This window comes from Streptomyces sp. 35G-GA-8 (genome assembly GCF_023534745.1).
Classification (GTDB): domain Bacteria; phylum Actinomycetota; class Actinomycetes; order Streptomycetales; family Streptomycetaceae; genus Streptomyces.
The window spans coordinates 32,693-49,903 of the sequence record NZ_JAMHJQ010000002.1 but is presented as its reverse complement, the minus strand read 5'-3'; the positions used below and the strand labels follow the sequence as shown (position 1 = coordinate 49,903).

Below are 17,211 nucleotides of genomic sequence, written 5' to 3'. Positions count from 1 at the left end.
GGGGGAAATATGCCGGACAGGATGGAAAGACTCGACAGGTCGGAGGAGTTCGACGCGTTCTACGCCACCACGGCACGGCGTCTGGTCGCCGCGGTCTACGCGATGACAGGAGATCTGGCGGAGGCCGAGGACGCTGTTCAGGAAGCCTATGTGAGGGCGTGGCAGCGCTGGTCGAAGCTGACGCGCGAGGGTGATCCGCTGCCATGGGTGCGGACGGTCGCGATGCGGCTGGCGATCAGCACCTGGCGCAGGACGCGCAGTCGGCTGCGGGCGCATCTGCTGCATGGTCCGCAGGCGGATGTCCCGGGGCTTTCCGCGGACCGGGTCGCGCTGGTCGCGGCGCTGCGGGAGCTGAGCCCGGATCAGCGACGGGCGGTGGTGCTGCACCATCTGCTGGATCTGCCGGTGGATCAGGTGGCGCGGGAGACCGGCGTCTCGAACGGTGCGGTACGGACCCGGCTGAGCCGGGCCAGAAAGATCCTCGGCGAGCGGTTGGCAGATTCCAGTTCCAGTTCCAGTTCCACTTCCGGTTCAAGTGTTCTGCGCGAGGGGGTTGTCAGCCATGGCTGAGGTCGAAGAGGTACTGGACGATGTGGCCATACGGATGCCGAGCGCCGCCGAGATCAGGGCCCGGGGCTCGCGGCGCCGGGCCCGCAGGCGGCTGAGCGCGGTGACGGCGGTCGCGGCGGTGGTGATAGCGGGCGGGTCATGGGTGCTGCAGCCGGGGCCGGGGGGCGACGAGGTACGGCCGGCGGCTCCGCCCGCGGAGGCGAATCCGTACAAGAAGAACGGCGTGGTCGAGACAATGGACGGCCGGGACGTGCCGTTGTTCGGTACGTATCACTGGAAGAAGGACAGCGATGCCTTCTTCGACGCACTTCCGCTCGTCGGCTTCTCCGACGCCTGTCCATACACGCTGCCGCCGCCCAACGTGGAGATGATCGAGCAGTTCCGGTACAGCGCCGCGTACGACGGTACCGGCACGGCTCTGGCCCGGCATCGTGTCATCGAGTACGACGACGCCGACCAGGCGGCCGAGGACCTGGCGGCGCTCCGCGACTCCATCGCCGCCTGTGGTCTGAAGCAGTACGGCGAGGGCAAGGACGCCTACTACGCCGGCAATGCCTCGAAGGGCGGTCAGTGGCTACGGGTCTCCGTGGAGCACGGCAGGACCTGGACCTCTGTCGTGGAGGTGCAGAGCACCTGGGAGTGATGCCCGATCCGCTCGGGGAAAAGCCGTTGCGCGACGGGTGCCCCCACCGGAAAGTAGCCTCCATGTCCCTTTTCATACGGCCCGCCACGCTCGACGACGCCCCCGCGATCTGTGAGCTGCTGAACGCCATCGACACCGTCGAGATCGGGAGGCCCGAGACCGGTCTCAACGAGGTGGAGGCCGACCTCCGCCACCCCGAGGTGCGGCTCGCGCGGGACTCCTGGCTGGTGTACGAGAGCGACCGGCTCGTCGGGTACGGACTGCTCTGGGACGACTCGGGCGCCGAGCGCATCGATATGGATCACTATGTGCTGCCGGACCGTCATGACGCGGCGGTCCGACTGTTCGAGCTGATGGAGGCCCGTGCCGTCGAGCGGGCCGGGGAGAACGGCGCCGGCCGGGCCGTCGTCCATATGCAGCTCCATACCGAGCCCACCCTCGACACCGCGATCATCGAGAACCGCGGCTGGGGGCGTGTGCGCCGGTATCAGGTGATGGTCCGTGAGGTGTCCCGGGAGGCCACGCCCGTGCCCGTGGCGCCGCCCGGGGTGACCCTGCGGGACTGTGTCGCGGAGGCGGACCGCCGGCTGGCGTACGAGCTGTGCGAGCGGACCTTCGCCGACCACTTCGACCACCAGCCCCGTACCTACCAGCAGTGGCTGGACGACCGGGAGGGCGACCGGCTCGACTGGTCGCTGGTCCGGATCGCCACCGTCGAGGGGCTCGGTGACGCCGGAGTCCTCGTCAGCCGTAACGACCGGGTGTCCAAGGGCTGGATCAGCATGATCGGGGTGGTCAAGGAGGCCCGTGGCCGGGGGCTCGGAGGCTATCTGCTGCGTCATTCCTTCGCGTCCTTCGCCGCTCTTGGCCGCGAGACCGTCGGGCTCGGGGTGGATACGCGGAATGCCACGGGCGCGCTGAAGCTGTACGAGGACAACGGCATGCGGGTGCACTTCGCCGTGGACACCTGGGAGGTCACTCTTCCGGTGTGACCCGGGCGAGTGGTTCCGATGGGGCGTTCGCGTTCCGGGACCGCGCCTACAGCCGCCATCACGACACGACTCATCACTGTAGGGGGTGTATTCGGGGGCGAGTGGGAGAGGCGTCTGATGAGGGAGACACTTCATGCGAGGACCCGCACACACCGGACGGGTCGCCTGCGCGGTGGCTGTCGTCCTCACCGCGTCGGGCTGTGGCGGGGCGTCCGACGTCATCGGTGGGCCCAACGGTGTGGTGCGTTCCTCCTGGGGTGATCCGCAGAATCCGCTGGAGCCCGCGAACACCAATGAGGTCCAGGGCGGCAAGGTCCTCGACATGGTCTTCCGGGGGCTCAAGCGGTACAACCCGAAGACCGGCAAGGCCGAGAACGCCCTCGCCGAGAAGATCGACACGACGGACTCGACCCATTTCACGGTCACCGTCAAGGACGGCTGGACCTTCAGCGACGGCGAGAAGGTCACCGCGAAGTCCTTCGTGGACGCCTGGAACTACGGGGCGTACCTCGACAACAACCAGAAGAACGCCTACTTCTTCCAGTACATCGACGGATACGACAAGGTCCACCCGGCCTCGGGGCGGCCCACCGCCCGGACGCTGTCGGGGCTGAAGGTCACCGGGCCCAGGACGTTCACCGTCAAGCTCTCGCAGCGCTTCTCCACCTGGCCGGACACCCTGGGATACGCGGCGTTCGCGCCGCTGCCCAGGGCGTTCTACGACCACCACGCCGCCTGGCTCGCCAAGCCCGTCGGCAACGGCCCGTACACGGTGGAGAACTACACCAAGGGCTCCCAGATGTCCCTGCGCACCTGGCAGGGGTACCCGGGCGCCGACCGGCCGCGCAACGGCGGGGTGGATCTCGTGGTCTACACCGACAGCAACACCGCCTACACCGATCTGGTCGCCGGAAACCTCGATCTGGTCGACGACGTCCCCGCCTCACAGCTCAAGAACGTGCGCTCCGACCTCGACGGCCGCTACATCAACAGCCCGGCCGGCATCATCCAGACCCTCGCCTTCCCGTACTACGACAAGGAGTGGAACACCGAGGGGGCCGCCAAGGTACGCACCGGGCTCTCCATGGCGATCAACCGCGGACAGATCACCGACATGATCTTCCGCAGGACCCGCACCCCGGCGACCGACTGGACCTCCCCGGTCCTCGGCGCGGACGGCGGCTTCCTGGCCGGGCTCTGCGGCCGGGCCTGCGCGTACGACGCCCCCGCGGCGAAGAAGCTGATCAAGCAGGGCGGCGGCATCCCGCACGGCCGGCTGACGATCACGTACAACGCCGACACGGGCTCCCACAAGGAGTGGGTCGACGCGGTCTGCAACAGCATCAACAACGCGCTCGGCAACGACAAGGCGTGCGCCGGCAGCCCGGTCGGCACCTTCGCCGACTTCCGCAACCGGATCGGCCAGCGGAAGCTGCGGGGGCCGTTCCGGGCGGGCTGGCAGATGGACTACCCGCTGATCCAGAACTTCCTCCAGCCGCTCTACTACACCAACGCCTCGTCCAACGACGGCAAGTGGAGCGATCCCCGGTTCGACCGGCTCATCAACGAGGCCAACGCCGACCCGGACACGAAGGCGGCGATCCGTACGTTCCAGCGGGCCGAGGGCGTCGTACGGGACCGGATGGCGGCCATCCCGCTCTGGTACCAGAACGGCAGCGCCGGCTACTCGGACCGGGTCTCCCATGTCGCACTGAACCCCTTCAGCGTCCCCGTCTACAACGAGATCAGGGTCAGCTGACGCCCGGGGCCCGCCCGCGCCCTCCCACGAACCCCGGAGCCCCCATGGGACGTTATGTGATCCGGCGTCTGCTGCAGATGATCCCCGTCTTCATCGGCGCCACCCTGCTGATCTTCCTGATGGTCAATGTGATGGGCGACCCCATCGCCGGTCTCTGCGGGGAACGGCAGTGCGATCCCGCCACCGAGGCACGGCTGCGCCAGGAGTTCGGCCTCGACAAGCCGGTGTGGCAGCAATACCTCACCTATATGGGGCATGTCTTCTCCGGCGACTTCGGCACCGCCTTCAACGGGCAGAAGGTCATCGACCTGATGGCCTCGGCCTTTCCGGTCACCATCCGGCTGACGATCGTGGCCATCGTCTTCGAGGTCGTCATCGGGATCGCCTTCGGCGTGGTCACCGGGCTGCGCCGGGGCCGCCCGGTGGACACCTCCGTCCTGCTGCTGACGCTGGTGGTCATCGCCGTACCGACCTTTGTCACCGGTCTGCTGGCGCAACTGGTGTTCGGTGTGAACTGGCATCTCGTCCGGCCTTCGGTCTCCCCCGCGGCCCCGCTGGACGAGCTGATCCTGCCGGGGCTGGTGCTCGCGTCCGTCTCCCTGGCCTATGTCACCCGGCTGACCCGGACCTCGATCGCCGAGAACGCCCGCTCCGACTATGTCCGTACCGCGGTCGCCAAGGGTCTGCCCCGGCACCGGGTGATCACCCGTCATCTGCTGCGCAACTCGCTGATCCCGGTGGTCACCTTCATCGGTACGGACATCGGCGCGCTCATGGGCGGTGCCATCGTCACCGAGCGGATCTTCAATATCCACGGCGTCGGATTCCAGCTCTACCAGGGCATCCTGCGCCAGAACACCCAGACCGTCGTCGGCTTCGTGACCGTGCTGGTCATCGTCTTCCTGGTGGCGAATCTGCTGGTCGACCTCCTCTACGCCGTTCTCGACCCGAGGATCCGCTATGCCTGAGCCGCAGTCCCCACCCACCGGCGACAACGGCGGAGCCATCGCGGCGACCGGCGCGGGCGGCGGGATGGACCTCGCGACCAGCGAGGGAGGCACGCTGGAACAGCGCCCGGCCGGGCCCGGACCGGGCCCCGGCGGCGGCTCCGGCGGGGGCGCGGGAGACGCGTCCACGGGCCGGCCGCGCGGCCTCTGGGCGGACGCCTGGCGCGATCTGCGCCGTAACCCCGTCTTCGTCCTCTCGGCGCTCGTCATCGTCTTTCTGGTGATCATCTCGATCTGGCCGTCGCTGATCACCGCCGGCAACCCGCTCTCCTGCGATCTCGCCAGGGCTCAGGACGGCTCCCGGCCCGGCCATCCCTTCGGCTTCAACGGGCAGGGCTGCGACGTCTACACCCGTACCGTCTACGGCGCCAGGACCTCGGTCGTCGTCGGCGTCCTCGCCAGCCTCGGGGTCGCAATCGTTGGCTCGGTCCTCGGCGGTCTGGCCGGCTTCTTCGGCGGGTTCTGGGACGCGATCCTCTCCCGGATCACCGATATCTTCTTCGGCATCCCGGTGGTACTCGGCGGTCTGGTGCTGCTGTCCGTGGTGACCAGCTCCACCGTCTGGCCCGTGATCGGCTTCATGGTGCTGCTTGGCTGGCCGCAGATCTCCCGGATCGCGCGCGGCTCCGTCATCACCGTCAAACAGCACGACTTCGTGCAGGCGGCGCGGGCGCTCGGCGCCTCCAGCCCCCGGATGATGCTGCGGCACATCCTGCCCAACGCCATCGCGCCCGTGATCGTCGTGGCGACGATCGCACTCGGTACGTTCATCGCGCTGGAGGCGACCCTCTCGTATCTCGGCGTGGGCCTCAAACCGCCGACCGTCTCCTGGGGGATCGACATCTCCGACGCCTCGCCCTACATCCGCAACTCCCCGCACATGCTGCTCTGGCCGGCCGGCGCGCTGGCCATCACCGTGCTCGCGTTCATCATGCTCGGCGACGCGGTACGCGACGCCCTCGACCCCAAGCTGCGCTGAGGAGCCCGCCCCATGTTGCTCGAAGTGCGCGATCTACAGGTGGAGTTCCACACCCGCGACGGGGTCGCCAGGGCCGTCAACGGCGTCAGCTACTCGGTCGACGCCGGCGAGACCCTGGCCGTGCTGGGCGAATCGGGCTCCGGGAAGTCCGTCACCGCGCAGGCGGTCATGGGGATCCTCGATACGCCGCCCGGCCGGATCACCGGCGGTGAAGTGCTTTTCCAGGGACGGGATCTGCTGAAGCTCAAGGAGGAGCGGCGGCGCAGGATCCGGGGCGCCGAGATGGCGATGATCTTCCAGGACGCGCTCTCCTCGCTCAACCCCGTGCTCACCGTGGGCGCCCAGCTCGGCGAGATGTTCATCGTGCACCGGGGGATGTCCCGCAAACAGGCGCGGGCGAAGGCCGTCGAGCTGATGGACCGGGTCAGGATCCCGGCCGCCGCCGAGCGGGTCGATGACTATCCGCACCAGTTCTCCGGCGGCATGCGCCAGCGCATCATGATCGCGATGGCGCTCGCGCTGGAGCCCTCGCTGATCATCGCCGACGAGCCGACCACCGCGCTCGATGTGACCGTCCAGGCCCAGGTGATGGATCTCCTCGCCGAGCTGCGGCGCGAGCTGAACATGGGGCTGATCCTGATCACCCATGACCTCGGGGTGGTCGCCGATGTCGCCGACCGGATCGCGGTGATGTACGCGGGCCGGATCGTGGAGACCGCCCCGGTGCACGAGATCTACCGGGCGCCCGCCCACCCGTACACCCGCGGTCTGCTCCGGTCGATCCCGCGCCTCGACCGGAAGGGCAGGGAGCTCTACGCGATCAAGGGCCTGCCGCCGAATCTGCTGCGTATCCCGCCCGGCTGCGCCTTCAACCCCCGCTGCCCGATGGCCCAGGGCGTGTGCCGTACGGAGGTGCCGCCGCTCTTCGAGGTGGCGGATGTGCCGGGGGCCGCCGGGGGACGGCACAGCGCCTGCTACTTCTGGAAGGAGACGCTCCATGGCTGAGCCCATTCTGGAAGTGCGGGAGCTCGTCAAGCACTACCCGCTGACCCGCGGCATCCTGTTCAAGAAACGGATCGGGGCGGTACGGGCGGTCGACGGGGTCTCCTTCGCGCTGGCTCCCGGCGAGACCCTCGGCATCGTGGGGGAGTCGGGCTGCGGCAAGTCGACCGTCGCGAAAATGCTGGTGAACCTGGAGCGGCCGACGTCCGGCGTGATCCGGTACAGGGGCGAGGACATCACCCGGCTGTCGGGCCGCGCGCTGAAGGCGGTCCGCCGCAACATCCAGATGGTGTTCCAGGACCCCTACACCTCGCTCAACCCCCGGATGACCGTGGGCGACATCATCGGGGAGCCGTACGAGATCCACCCCGAGGTGGCGCCCAGGGGCGACCGGCGGCGCAGGGTCAAGGAGCTGCTGGATGTCGTCGGCCTCAACCCGGAGTACATCAACCGCTATCCGCACCAGTTCTCCGGCGGCCAGCGCCAGCGCATCGGCATCGCCCGCGGGCTGGCGCTCCGGCCCGAGATCATCGTGGCCGACGAGCCGGTCTCGGCCCTCGATGTCTCCGTACAGGCGCAGGTCGTCAATCTGATGGAGCGGCTGCAGGACGAGTTCGGCCTCTCGTACGTCTTCATCGCCCACGACCTGTCGATCGTCCGGCACATCTCCGACCGGGTCGGCGTGATGTATCTGGGGCGGCTGGCCGAGATCGGCCCGGACGCGGAGATCTACGAGCACCCCACGCATCCGTACACCCAGGCGCTGCTCTCGGCGGTGCCGCTGCCGGACCCCACGGCGCGCGAGCACCGCGACCGGATCATCCTGACCGGCGATGTGCCGTCCCCGGCGAATCCGCCGTCCGGCTGCCGGTTCCGTACGCGCTGCTGGAAGGCGCGGGAGCGGTGCGTGGTGGAGGAACCAGGACTGACGGTCCCGGAGGCCTTCCGGGGGCTGCGGGGGCCCGCCGCGCACCCCTCCGCCTGCCACTTCGCGGAGGAGCGGCAGATCGTGCCGTCCTGAGTGCGGGAGGGTCGGGATTCGGGGGGCGAAAGGCGATAAAACATATCAATTTCGTTAACACGCAGGCAACTTGGCCGACCCGTCACCGATATACGAACGCGTCAGGCTGGACAGCGTACGGCCGTGCGGGTGCCGTAGACCGGCCGGGACTCCCAGGGTCCCGGCCGGTCGCCCGCGCTCAGCCCAGGCCCAGCGACCTCTTGAGGAAGTCGACCTGGAGCAGCAGCAGGTTCTCGGCCACTTCCTCCTGTGGCGTCATATGGGTCACACCCGTGAGCGGCAGCACTTCATGGGGCCGTCCCGCCGCGAGCAGGGCCGCGGACAGCCTGAGGGTGTGTGCCACCACCACATTGTCGTCGGCCAGCCCATGGATGATCATCAGAGGCCGTGCCGGACTCTCCGGCGCCGACAGCCCGTCGTCCGTGACCAGTGAGTGGGCGGCGTAGACCTCGGGCACGTCCTGCGGGCCCCCGCCGAGGTACCGCTCCTGGTAATGGGTGTCGTAGAGCCGCAGATCGGTGACCGGAGCGCCGGAGACCGCCGCGTGGAAGACATCCGGGCGGCGCAGGACCGCGAGCCCGGCGAGATAGCCGCCGAAGGACCAGCCGCGCATCGCGACCCGCCCCAGATCGAGCGGGAACCGCTCGGCGAGGGCGTGCAGCGCCTCGATCTGGTCGTCCAGGCTGAGCAGCAGATTCTGCTTGACCGCCTTCTCCCAGGCCGGCGAACGGCCCGGGGTGCCACGGCCGTCCGCGACGATCACCGCGAACCCCTGGTCGGCGAACCACTGCGAGGTGAGATACGCGTTCTGCGCGGCCACCACGCGCTGTCCGTGCGGGCCCCCGTAAGGGTCGAGCAGAACCGGAAGCGGGCCGTCCGACTTCTCGTAGCCGCTCGGGAGCAGCACGGCGCAGGGGATACGGTGCGCGCCCGCCTCGGTGAGCACCGGCCGCGCGGTGAGCACCGGCTGCTCGGGGTACGAGGCGACCGTCGCGAGCCGCTTGCCGTCCCTGAGCACCCGCGCGGACGCCCCGGAGGTGTCGAGCCCGGCCGACACCAGCACGGTCACCTCACCGGTACGTACGGCGGAGTGCACCCCGGCGCCCTCCGAGAGCCGTTCGACGCCCAGCTCGCTGACCCGGTACACATGGATCTCGCCGATCTCGGGATCCGCCGCCTCCTCGCCCGCCGACGCCGAGACGAGGACATCGTGCTCGCCGATGTCCAGCACGGCCCGGACATGCAGCTGCGGCCCGGTCAGCGGCCGGTCGCCGACCATCAGGACCCGCGCGCCGCCCTCGTCGGCGATCCGTACCAGCCGCCCGTCCGGCGCCCAGGCGGGCAGCTCGGCGAAGAGCTCCAGCCAGGCGGGGTCCTCGTCCCGGTGCACGGTCGTGGTCGCGCCGGTCGCCGTGTCCACCGCCAGATACAGCTGGCCGCGCTGGTCACGGCTCTGTACGAGCAGCAGGGGCACGCCCGCGGCCGACCAGTGCACCCGTGCCAGATACGGGTAGCGCGCGCGGTCCCAGACGGCCTCCGTACCCGCCCCTCCGGGCCCGTCCGCCGCCTGCCCGCCCTCGGCCCCGCCGGATCCCTCCCCGCCGGATCCGTCCCCGCCCGATCCCTCCAGGCCGACGAGGAACAGCCGTACGTCCGCGTTGGGGGTGCCGGCTGCCGGGTAGGCGACCCGCACGGGCTCCCGCTCCGGGTGCGCCGGGTCGGAGATCCACCAGCGCCGCACCGGCGCCGTGTCGACCCGCGCGACGAGCAGCCGGTCGGACTCGGGGGACCACCAGTAGCCGCGGTTGCGGCTCATCTCCTCGGCGGCGATGAACTCCGCCAGGCCGTAGGTGATGTCCTCGCCCTCGGCCGCCGAGCGCCCCGCCAGCTCACGGTCGCGCTCCCCGTCGGCGGTGATCACGCGGAGGGCGCCGTCGGCCACGTACGCGACATGGCGTCCGTCCGGCGAGGGCCGCGGGTCGATCACCGGTCCCCGTACGGGCAGTTCGCGGGTCGTCCCGGCGAGCAGTTCGGCCGTGAACAGGCGCCCGGAGAGCGCGAACGCCGCCAACTGCCCCGCGCCGTCCACCGCGTAGCCGACGATGCCCCCCGAGCCCTCGCGGCTGCGCTCGCGCCGGGCCCGCTCCTCGGGGGAGAGCCGCTCGACGGCGCCGCCCAGGAGGACGGCCGGATCGGCGGCGATCCGCTCACGGCCCTCGCCGGATCCGCCGTCGGCACCGCTGGTGGAGTCCTCAAGATCCAGTACCCAGAGGCTGTTCACCCGGTCCGTGCCCGAGGAGGAGCGCAGGAAGGTCACCCGCGCACCGTCGGGAGACACGGTGAACGCGCGTGGGGCGCCGAGCGTGAAGCGCTGAGTCCTGGCGTGCTGGCGCGGGAACGAGAGCTGCTGCCTCAAGGTCATGGAACGAACCTACTGGGCGATGGCCGTGCGCCCCCAGTGTGCTGCCGTGCACCGATCAATGCGTCCGCACGGATAGTTATGATCCGTAGCGTTAGGTGGGTATGAATCCGCCGGGCACATGCTTGCTGCGATTTTCCGACTGAATATTTATGGAGGTGAACCGCCGTGGCACTCTCGATTTCGGCGGTGGTGCTGCTGGCGATCGTCGTCTTCCTGCTGGTCCGGAAATCCGGACTGAAGGCCGGACACGCGGTGGTCTGCATGTTGCTCGGCTTCTACATCGCCAGTTCATCCATCGCTCCCACCATCAGCGAACTGACCACGAACGTGGCGGGGATGATCGGCGGGATCAAGTTCTAGCCATTTTCCGCTCTCTTTCGGTCAACTTCACCCTGCCCTGAAGGTGCCCCGAAGTCCGGCCATATCCGGCACCGTCCACTGCCCGTCGCCCCTCGGCCGTCGTCGTCGCCCACTGGCCGAGGGGTTTCGGGTGCCGGCTCGTAGGCTGTCCCCATGACCGATCTACCCGCCCGCCGTCTGCTGCTGGTGCACGCGCACCCGGACGACGAGTCGATCAACAACGGCGCCACCATGGCCAAGTACGCGGCCGAGGGCGCCCTGGTCACGCTGGTGACCTGCACCCTCGGTGAGGAGGGAGAGGTCATCCCGCCCGAGCTGGCGCATCTGACGGCCGACCGCGAGGACCGCCTCGGCGCCCATCGCGTCGGTGAACTCACCGCGGCGATGAGGGAACTGGGCGTCACCGACCACCGCTTCCTCGGCGGCCCCGGCGGATTCCGGGACTCCGGGATGATGGGCCTGGAGCAGAACGACCGCGAGGGCGCCTTCTGGCGCGCCCCCGTCGATGACGCCGCCGCACACCTCGTCGAGGTGATCCGTGAGGTGCGTCCGCAGGTGCTGGTGACCTACGACCCCAACGGCGGTTACGGCCATCCCGACCACATCCAGGCCCACCGTGTCGCCATGCGCGGCGCCGCCCTGGCCGCCGAGCCCGACTTCGGGCCCGGCCTCGGCGCTCCGCACGCCATCGACAAGATCTACTGGAACCGCGTACCGCGCTCGGTCGCCGAAGAGGGCTTCGCCCGGTTGCGGGCGGCGGAGGCCGACTTCCCCGGTGTCGCCGCGATCGAGGACATTCCGGGCGTGATCGACGACACGGAGATCACCGCCGCGATCGACGGCGGGCCGTACCGGGAGCGCAAGGCCGCGGCGATGCGCGCCCATGCCACTCAAATCGCCGTGGACGGGCCCTTCTTCGCGCTCTCCAACGATCTGGGGCAGCCGATCTTCGCCACCGAGTACTACCAGTTGACGCATGGCACGTCGGGGGCGCCCGACGGTGAACGTGAGAACGATCTCTTCGCGGGCGTTGCCGGTGATGACGGCGTGCACGATGCGAACGGCGCGAACGGCGCGAACGTTGTGAACGGCGCGAACGTGGAGAACAGAGTGAACGGGGCGAACGGATGAGCGGGCAGGGGCAGTTCGGCGGTATGCTCGCGGGTCGCCCCAGACCCGGACGTATCGCCACATATCTCGCACTGTTCGTCCTCGGCGCGCTCGTCAGCGCGGCGGGCTCGCTCGTCCAGGGCGGCTGGGTGCCCGGCGGACTGCTGCTCGCCCTGCTCGCCACCGCCGGGCTCTTCTTCGGCGGGCTGTTTCTCACCGGCACACAACTGGGCGTCGGGGCACCGGCGGCAGGCTGGATCCTCGCGGCCGTCTTCCTGAGTCTGGGCCGCCCGGAGGGTGACGCGGTCTACGCCGCGGGCATCGGACCGCTCGTCTACCTCCTGGGCGGCATGTTGGTGGCTGTGATGTGTGCCACGATGACGCGGTTGCCGCAACCGGGCCCGAAGTCCGGCCGACTTGAGAAGTGACGCGCCCGGCTGCTGCTGAATTGACCATGTCCGTACGGTCGGCGGAGCATCGCTTCGCATGGTCGTCGGGTGTCTGTCGGCCGAGGCCAGTATGGTGGTGCGCGCTCCGGGCCTTCCCCCCGCCTCCGGCATGGGGAACCTGAACAGTTTCGTACCAGTAAGAACGGGCGGCGGAGCCAACCGGGAGAACCTGCTTTGAGTCGTGAAACTGACAGTTCGTCCTCCGGGCCCCAGGGGCGCGGCGGAGCCGCGTACCCCTCGGGGACACCGCCGTACGGATCCCGCCAGTATCCGTCGCTGCACCCCCAGCAGGACGCTCCGGAGGAGACGGAAACCTCGCCCGTCCCGCAGCCGGACGAGCCCAGAACCGAAACCACGCTGACCACGCGTATCCGGATCAACATCCCGGGTTCGCGGCCGATCCCGCCCGTCGTGATGCGTACGCCCATGGGCGACGGCGACAGCACCGACGGCCGGGGTGTCCCGGTCGCGGAGCGTACGGGCGGCATCCCCAGGCCCGACGCGTCCCAGGACGCCGCCGACGCGGGACCGGGCGGACAGGCCGAGCCTGCGGAGGAGCCGGGGGCCGAGGACAGATCCACGAGCGACTGGTTCGCGCCACGCAAGTCGGCGACGTCGGGTACCGGTACGGCCGCGGGCATGAGCGCCGGTCTGGGCGCGGGCGCCGCCGCCGTCGCGGGCACCACCACGCCTCGGTCGGCCGACCGAGGCTCCTCGGAGTCGCCGTACTACCCGGGCGGCGGGCCCTCGCAGAACGGCGGCGGTCCCCGCAGCGCGCTCAGCGACCTCGCGTCCGGCGCCGGGGCCACGGGCGCCGGACCTCAGGGTTCGGGCTCGAACGGCTTCGCGTCCGGCGGTTCCGGCACGGACTTCGCGTCCCGGGGTTCCGGTACGGACTTCGCGTCCCGGGGTTCCGGTACGGACTTCGCGTCCTCCGGTCCCACCACGCCCGCGCTCGGTATCCGGCCGCCCGGCGCCGGGCCCAGCGGTCCGACCGGCGGACCGGTCACCGGCGGTGCCTCGCTCGGCACCCCGCCGTCGTCCCTCAGCACCCCGCCGTCGGCCCTGGGCCAGGTCGGTCCGCCGCGGATGTCCGACGACACCGCCGTACTGACACCGCAGCAGCAGGCGCCCGAGCCCGGACCCGGCGGCCATGTCTCCGGGGACACGCTCACCAGCGGCATCCCCGTGGTGCCGGCGGAGCGCCGCTCGCCCGTCCCCGGCCCGGGTCCGGGGGGCGGTCCGCACGCCGGCCTCGGCCCCAGGCCCGACGGCCCCGGCGCCCTCGGCCAGGACCAGGACTTCTCGGCCCCGGACTTCCCCGGCCCGGTCGGCTCCTCACAGGGCGTCCCGCCCTCGGGCACGGCCCCGGGGCCGGCGCGTACCGCCACCCCGCCGGCCCCGCCCGCCAAGAAGAAGGGCCGCTCCAAGCTCACGCTCCTCGCTGCCATGGTCGTCGTGGCCGCGGGCGGTCTCTACGGCGCCGGCCTGCTGATGAACCGCTCCGATGTGCCGAAGGGCACCACGGTCCTCGGCGTCGACATCGGCGGCACCCGCGATCAGGCGGTCAACAAGCTCGACGCCACCCTCGGCGCGCGGGGCTCGGCGCCGCTGCGGCTCAGCATCGGCGGCAAGACGGAGGAACTGGCCCCGGACAAGGCGGGGCTCAGCTTCGACAGCCAGGCCACCGTCCGCGCCGCGGCCGGCAGCGACTACAACCCCGTGTCGGTGATCGGTTCGCTCTTCGGCCGCGCCAGGGTCGCCCAGCCGGTGATCCCCGTCGACGACGAGAAGCTGACCGCCGCGCTCACCGATCTGGCGGGTGTCTCGGGTTCGGCGAGCGAGGGAACGATCAAGTTCGAGCCGGGCAAGGCGATCGCCGTACCGGGCAAGCCGGGCAAGTCGCTGGACGTGAACCAGTCGATCATCTCGACCCGGGACGCCTACCGCGCCCAGGTGCAGACGGGCAAGATCAACAACGTGGAGCTGCCCGTTGTCTCCCGCGAGCCGACCGTCGGTCAGGCGGAGCTGGACCGGGCGATGGACGAGTTCGCCAAGCCCGCGATGTCCGACCTGGTCACCATCAAGGCGGGCGACAAGCAGATCCAGTTCGGTCCCGCGAAGTCGCTGCCCAAGATCCTCTCCATGAAGGCCGTCGACGGAAAGCTTGTCGAGGTCTACAACAGGACCGCCATCGACCAGCTGCTGGAAGGCGTCTTCGACGGCATCACGATCACGAAGGGCGACGGCAAGCAGTACCCCGTCTCCTCCGCCGATGTGGCGCAGGCCATGCAGACGGCGCTGCGCGGCAAGACGCTCGCCGAGCGCACCCAGACGATCAATCTGGACCCCAGCTAGACGAGTAAGCCCGGCCGTCGCTCAGGCCATGTCATGTCCCGGGGACGACGGAAGTCGTCCCCGGGACATGGCTCACGGCTTATGACCCACGCCCACGACACCGCCGAGCCGGGGCGCCGACCGTCAGTTGAGCATCGCCCGCGCCGCCCGTGCCTTGCGCCGGATCGCCTCCGCCGTCGACGGCTCCACCGCGTCCACCACCCGCGCGTACTCGTCCATCTCGGCCGCCCCCCGCCGGAACTCCCCGCGCTGTACGAGCAACTGGGCGCGGTCGTAACGCAGTCTGGCCGGATGCGAGGGCAGCAGCAGGGACAGCTCGACCGCCCACAGCGACACATCGGTGTGCTCCGGGCGGGTCGCGGCCCAGGCGCGGATGTTGTTCAGTACGCGCAGGACGATGTCGAGCGGGTCGGCGGGGGCGAGCATGGCCGGTTCGAGCGCCTCGCCCGTCGTGCCGGTCACCAGCAGCGCCGCGTCCGCGCCCGTCAGCAGCCGGCCGCCGCCGAAGGGATCGGCGAGGACACGCTCCTCCGGATCGCCGAAGCCGACCACGAAATGGCCCGGCAGGGCCACGCCGTACACCGGCGCGCCCGCCCGTCGCGCGACCTCGATCCACACCACCGAGAGCAGGATGGGCAGCCCCCGTCTGCGCCGCAGCACCACGGGCAGCAGCGAGGAGTCCAGCCGCCGGTACTCCGCGGGAGAGCCCTCGAAACCGCACCGCTCACCCAGCAGTTCCGCCAGCGCGACCGCCCAGGCGCGCGCGCCGAGGACCCCGAAGGGCAGCAGTCCCGCCAGCCGGTCCAGCTCGGCCTGGGCCGCGGCGATACCGGCCTCGCCCAGGGCGGGATCGGCCTCCGCTCCCACCAGCAGACAGAGCGTGGCCAGGTCGGGACGGTCCGCGCGGGCCTCCTCGGCGAACCACCGGCGCACATCCTCGGAATCCGGTCGCATATCGGCCTCGTACCCGCTCAGCGCGCTCGGAAGTGGTGGTAGTGGTGGTGGACGGCGAAACCCATCGCCTCGTACATGGCCCGCGCGCCGGCGTTGTCCGACTCGACCTGGAGCCAGGCCGCGGACGCGCCCTCCTCCAGGGCGCGCCGGGCGAGCGCGGTCATCACGGCCGTGGCCAGCCCCTGGCGGCGGCGGGCCGGGTCGACCTCCACCGCCATGAACCCCGCCCACCGTCCGTCCACCACACACCGGCCGATCGCGGCCGGTACGCCGGGCTCCCCGTCCTCGCCGGGTTCCCCGGGCACGGTGGCGAACCACACCGAAGGCCCGCTGTTCAGTACGCGGAGCACATGGGGTCCCGGCACACTGGACCGCTGGTAACGCCGGAGCCAGGCCTCGTCGACGCCCCGGCCGAGCACAACCCCGGAGATATCGGCGTCACGGTCCCCGAGCGGCGCGAGCGCGGCGATCCGCACCTCGGCCGTCACCTCCGACCGCCAGCCGCGCCGCTCCAGCTCCGCGCACAGCCGTTCCTGGGTGCCCTCAGCGCCGGTCGCGGCCTGTACGTACGGGGGCAGCCCCCGCTCCTCGTACCACCGCCGTACGCGCGTCAGCGCCTCGTCCAGCCCCACCCCGGGATCGCCCAGGGGAAGCACGGAATTGGCCCGCCTGGTGAAGCCCGAGGCCGCTCTGAGCAGCCACTCTCCCAGCGGCTCGGTCTCCACCGGCTGCCAGGACCGCGCGCAGACCCGGGCCAGCTCCTCGAACGAGGCCGCGGGCCCCCGGCGCCTGGCCGGTGCCGCCGGCACCACCTTGCCCGCGACCAGGGCGGCCTCGGGGACACGGACGCTCTCGCCGGTGCGCCGTGTGATCAGCAGCACATCCCCGTCCCAGGATGTGAGAACGCCCACCGTGTCCGTGAACTTCTCACCACCGGCCCCACTGCCGGTCAACTGTCTGACTGATACGCGTTTGCCCACGTCAGCCGGTGTAAGGCGGACCTCGAACCGTCCGCCCGCAGTGAATTCCACAGCTCTGTACGCCCCTCCTGTTCGGATCGCGCCCAAGAACGGAGATACTAGATGCGGGCATCGACGACGCCGCGCTCCCGCGCGCCCGTGGACGGAGCCGCAGATCGGCCCGCCGCGCCCTATCGAGGAGGAACGACAGCGTGACCTACGTCATCGCGCAGCCTTGTGTCGACGTCAAGGACAAGGCGTGCATCGAGGAGTGCCCGGTCGACTGCATCTACGAGGGCTCCAGGTCCTTGTACATCCACCCGGACGAATGCGTCGACTGTGGAGCCTGTGAGCCGGTCTGCCCGGTCGAGGCCATCTTCTACGAGGACGACACCCCGGAGGAGTGGAAGGACTACTACAAGGCGAACGTCGAGTTCTTCGACGAGCTCGGTTCGCCCGGTGGCGCTTCCAAGCTCGGTCTGATCGAGCGGGACCATCCCTTCATCGCCGCGCTGCCGCCCCAGAACGGCTGACAGCGCGCCCCCGGTCCCGTACGGCCCGCCGCCGTACGGGACCGCGGCGTTTCGTCCGCCCGCCCGCGCGCTCAGCGCGCGTCGGTACGGGGG

16 protein-coding genes are annotated in these 17,211 nt (G+C 70.4%); 13 read left to right on the top strand and 3 right to left on the bottom strand.

The window, feature by feature from the left end; translation table 11 throughout:
- The first annotated feature begins 21 nt into the window (after positions 1-21).
- From M1203_RS03375 to M1203_RS03340, 8 genes are all read left to right on the top strand, one after another.
- A complete protein-coding gene (locus M1203_RS03375; protein WP_249947973.1) occupies positions 22-570 on the top strand; it encodes a SigE family RNA polymerase sigma factor in 549 nt (182 codons plus the stop codon).
- On the top strand, positions 563-1,213 hold the full coding sequence (locus M1203_RS03370; protein WP_249947972.1) for a hypothetical protein: 651 nt from the start codon (positions 563-565) through the stop codon (positions 1,211-1,213). Before M1203_RS03375 ends, M1203_RS03370 begins: the two co-directional genes overlap by 8 nt.
- 62 nt (positions 1,214-1,275) lie before the next feature.
- Entirely contained in the window at positions 1,276-2,205 is a 930-nt protein-coding gene (locus tag M1203_RS03365; RefSeq protein ID WP_249947971.1) for a GNAT family N-acetyltransferase, read from the top strand.
- Between the two features lie 133 nt (positions 2,206-2,338).
- The gene (locus tag M1203_RS03360; RefSeq protein ID WP_249947970.1) at positions 2,339-3,964 is read left to right on the top strand and encodes an ABC transporter substrate-binding protein; all 1,626 of its coding nucleotides are present in this window, start codon (positions 2,339-2,341) and stop codon (positions 3,962-3,964) included.
- 44 nt (positions 3,965-4,008) lie between these two features.
- A complete protein-coding gene (locus tag M1203_RS03355) occupies positions 4,009-4,932 on the top strand; it encodes an ABC transporter permease (RefSeq protein WP_249947969.1) in 924 nt (307 codons plus the stop codon).
- Positions 4,925-5,950, top strand: coding sequence for an ABC transporter permease (locus tag M1203_RS03350; protein ID WP_249947968.1), 1,026 nt, complete (start codon positions 4,925-4,927; stop codon positions 5,948-5,950). Before M1203_RS03355 ends, M1203_RS03350 begins: the two co-directional genes overlap by 8 nt.
- Positions 5,951-5,962: 12 nt before the next feature.
- Positions 5,963-6,955 carry an ABC transporter ATP-binding protein gene (locus tag M1203_RS03345; RefSeq protein WP_249947967.1) on the top strand — a complete coding sequence of 331 codons (993 nt, stop codon included), beginning with the start codon at positions 5,963-5,965 and terminating at the stop codon, positions 6,953-6,955.
- Complete coding sequence (locus M1203_RS03340; RefSeq protein ID WP_249947966.1) at positions 6,948-7,973, top strand: ABC transporter ATP-binding protein; 1,026 nt, start codon at positions 6,948-6,950, stop codon at positions 7,971-7,973. Before M1203_RS03345 ends, M1203_RS03340 begins: the two co-directional genes overlap by 8 nt.
- Before the next feature lie 178 nt (positions 7,974-8,151).
- Here the strand turns inward: M1203_RS03340 and M1203_RS03335 are convergent, their stop codons facing one another.
- On the bottom strand, positions 8,152-10,395 hold the full coding sequence (locus tag M1203_RS03335) for a prolyl oligopeptidase family serine peptidase (protein WP_249947965.1): 2,244 nt from the start codon (positions 10,393-10,395) through the stop codon (positions 8,152-8,154).
- A 165-nt stretch (positions 10,396-10,560) separates the two neighbouring features.
- Here M1203_RS03335 and M1203_RS03330 point away from each other — a divergent pair, with 165 nt between their 5' ends.
- From M1203_RS03330 to M1203_RS03315, 4 genes are all read left to right on the top strand, one after another.
- On the top strand, positions 10,561-10,755 hold the full coding sequence (locus tag M1203_RS03330; protein ID WP_030352924.1) for a hypothetical protein: 195 nt from the start codon (positions 10,561-10,563) through the stop codon (positions 10,753-10,755).
- 153 nt (positions 10,756-10,908) lie between these two features.
- Complete coding sequence (gene mshB, locus M1203_RS03325; RefSeq protein WP_249947964.1) at positions 10,909-11,886, top strand: N-acetyl-1-D-myo-inositol-2-amino-2-deoxy-alpha-D-glucopyranoside deacetylase; 978 nt, start codon at positions 10,909-10,911, stop codon at positions 11,884-11,886.
- Positions 11,883-12,293: a DUF6113 family protein gene (locus M1203_RS03320; RefSeq protein WP_249947963.1), complete on the top strand. Its 411-nt coding sequence runs from the start codon at positions 11,883-11,885 to the stop codon at positions 12,291-12,293. The genes mshB and M1203_RS03320 overlap by 4 nt, the downstream gene beginning before the upstream one ends.
- 195 nt (positions 12,294-12,488) lie before the next feature.
- Positions 12,489-14,672, top strand: a complete 2,184-nt coding sequence (locus M1203_RS03315; protein WP_249947962.1) for a hypothetical protein — start codon at positions 12,489-12,491, stop codon at positions 14,670-14,672.
- A gap of 123 nt (positions 14,673-14,795) precedes the next feature.
- Here the strand turns inward: M1203_RS03315 and M1203_RS03310 are convergent, their stop codons facing one another.
- Entirely contained in the window at positions 14,796-15,626 is an 831-nt protein-coding gene (locus M1203_RS03310; protein ID WP_249947961.1) for a transglutaminase-like domain-containing protein, read from the bottom strand.
- 17 nt (positions 15,627-15,643) lie between these two features.
- Complete coding sequence (locus M1203_RS03305) at positions 15,644-16,657, bottom strand: GNAT family N-acetyltransferase (protein ID WP_249947960.1); 1,014 nt, start codon at positions 16,655-16,657, stop codon at positions 15,644-15,646.
- 140 nt (positions 16,658-16,797) lie between these two features.
- Between M1203_RS03305 and fdxA the strand changes: the two genes are divergently transcribed.
- A complete protein-coding gene (gene fdxA, locus M1203_RS03300) occupies positions 16,798-17,118 on the top strand; it encodes a ferredoxin (RefSeq protein WP_003985062.1) in 321 nt (106 codons plus the stop codon).
- The last annotated feature ends 93 nt before the right edge of the window (positions 17,119-17,211 follow it).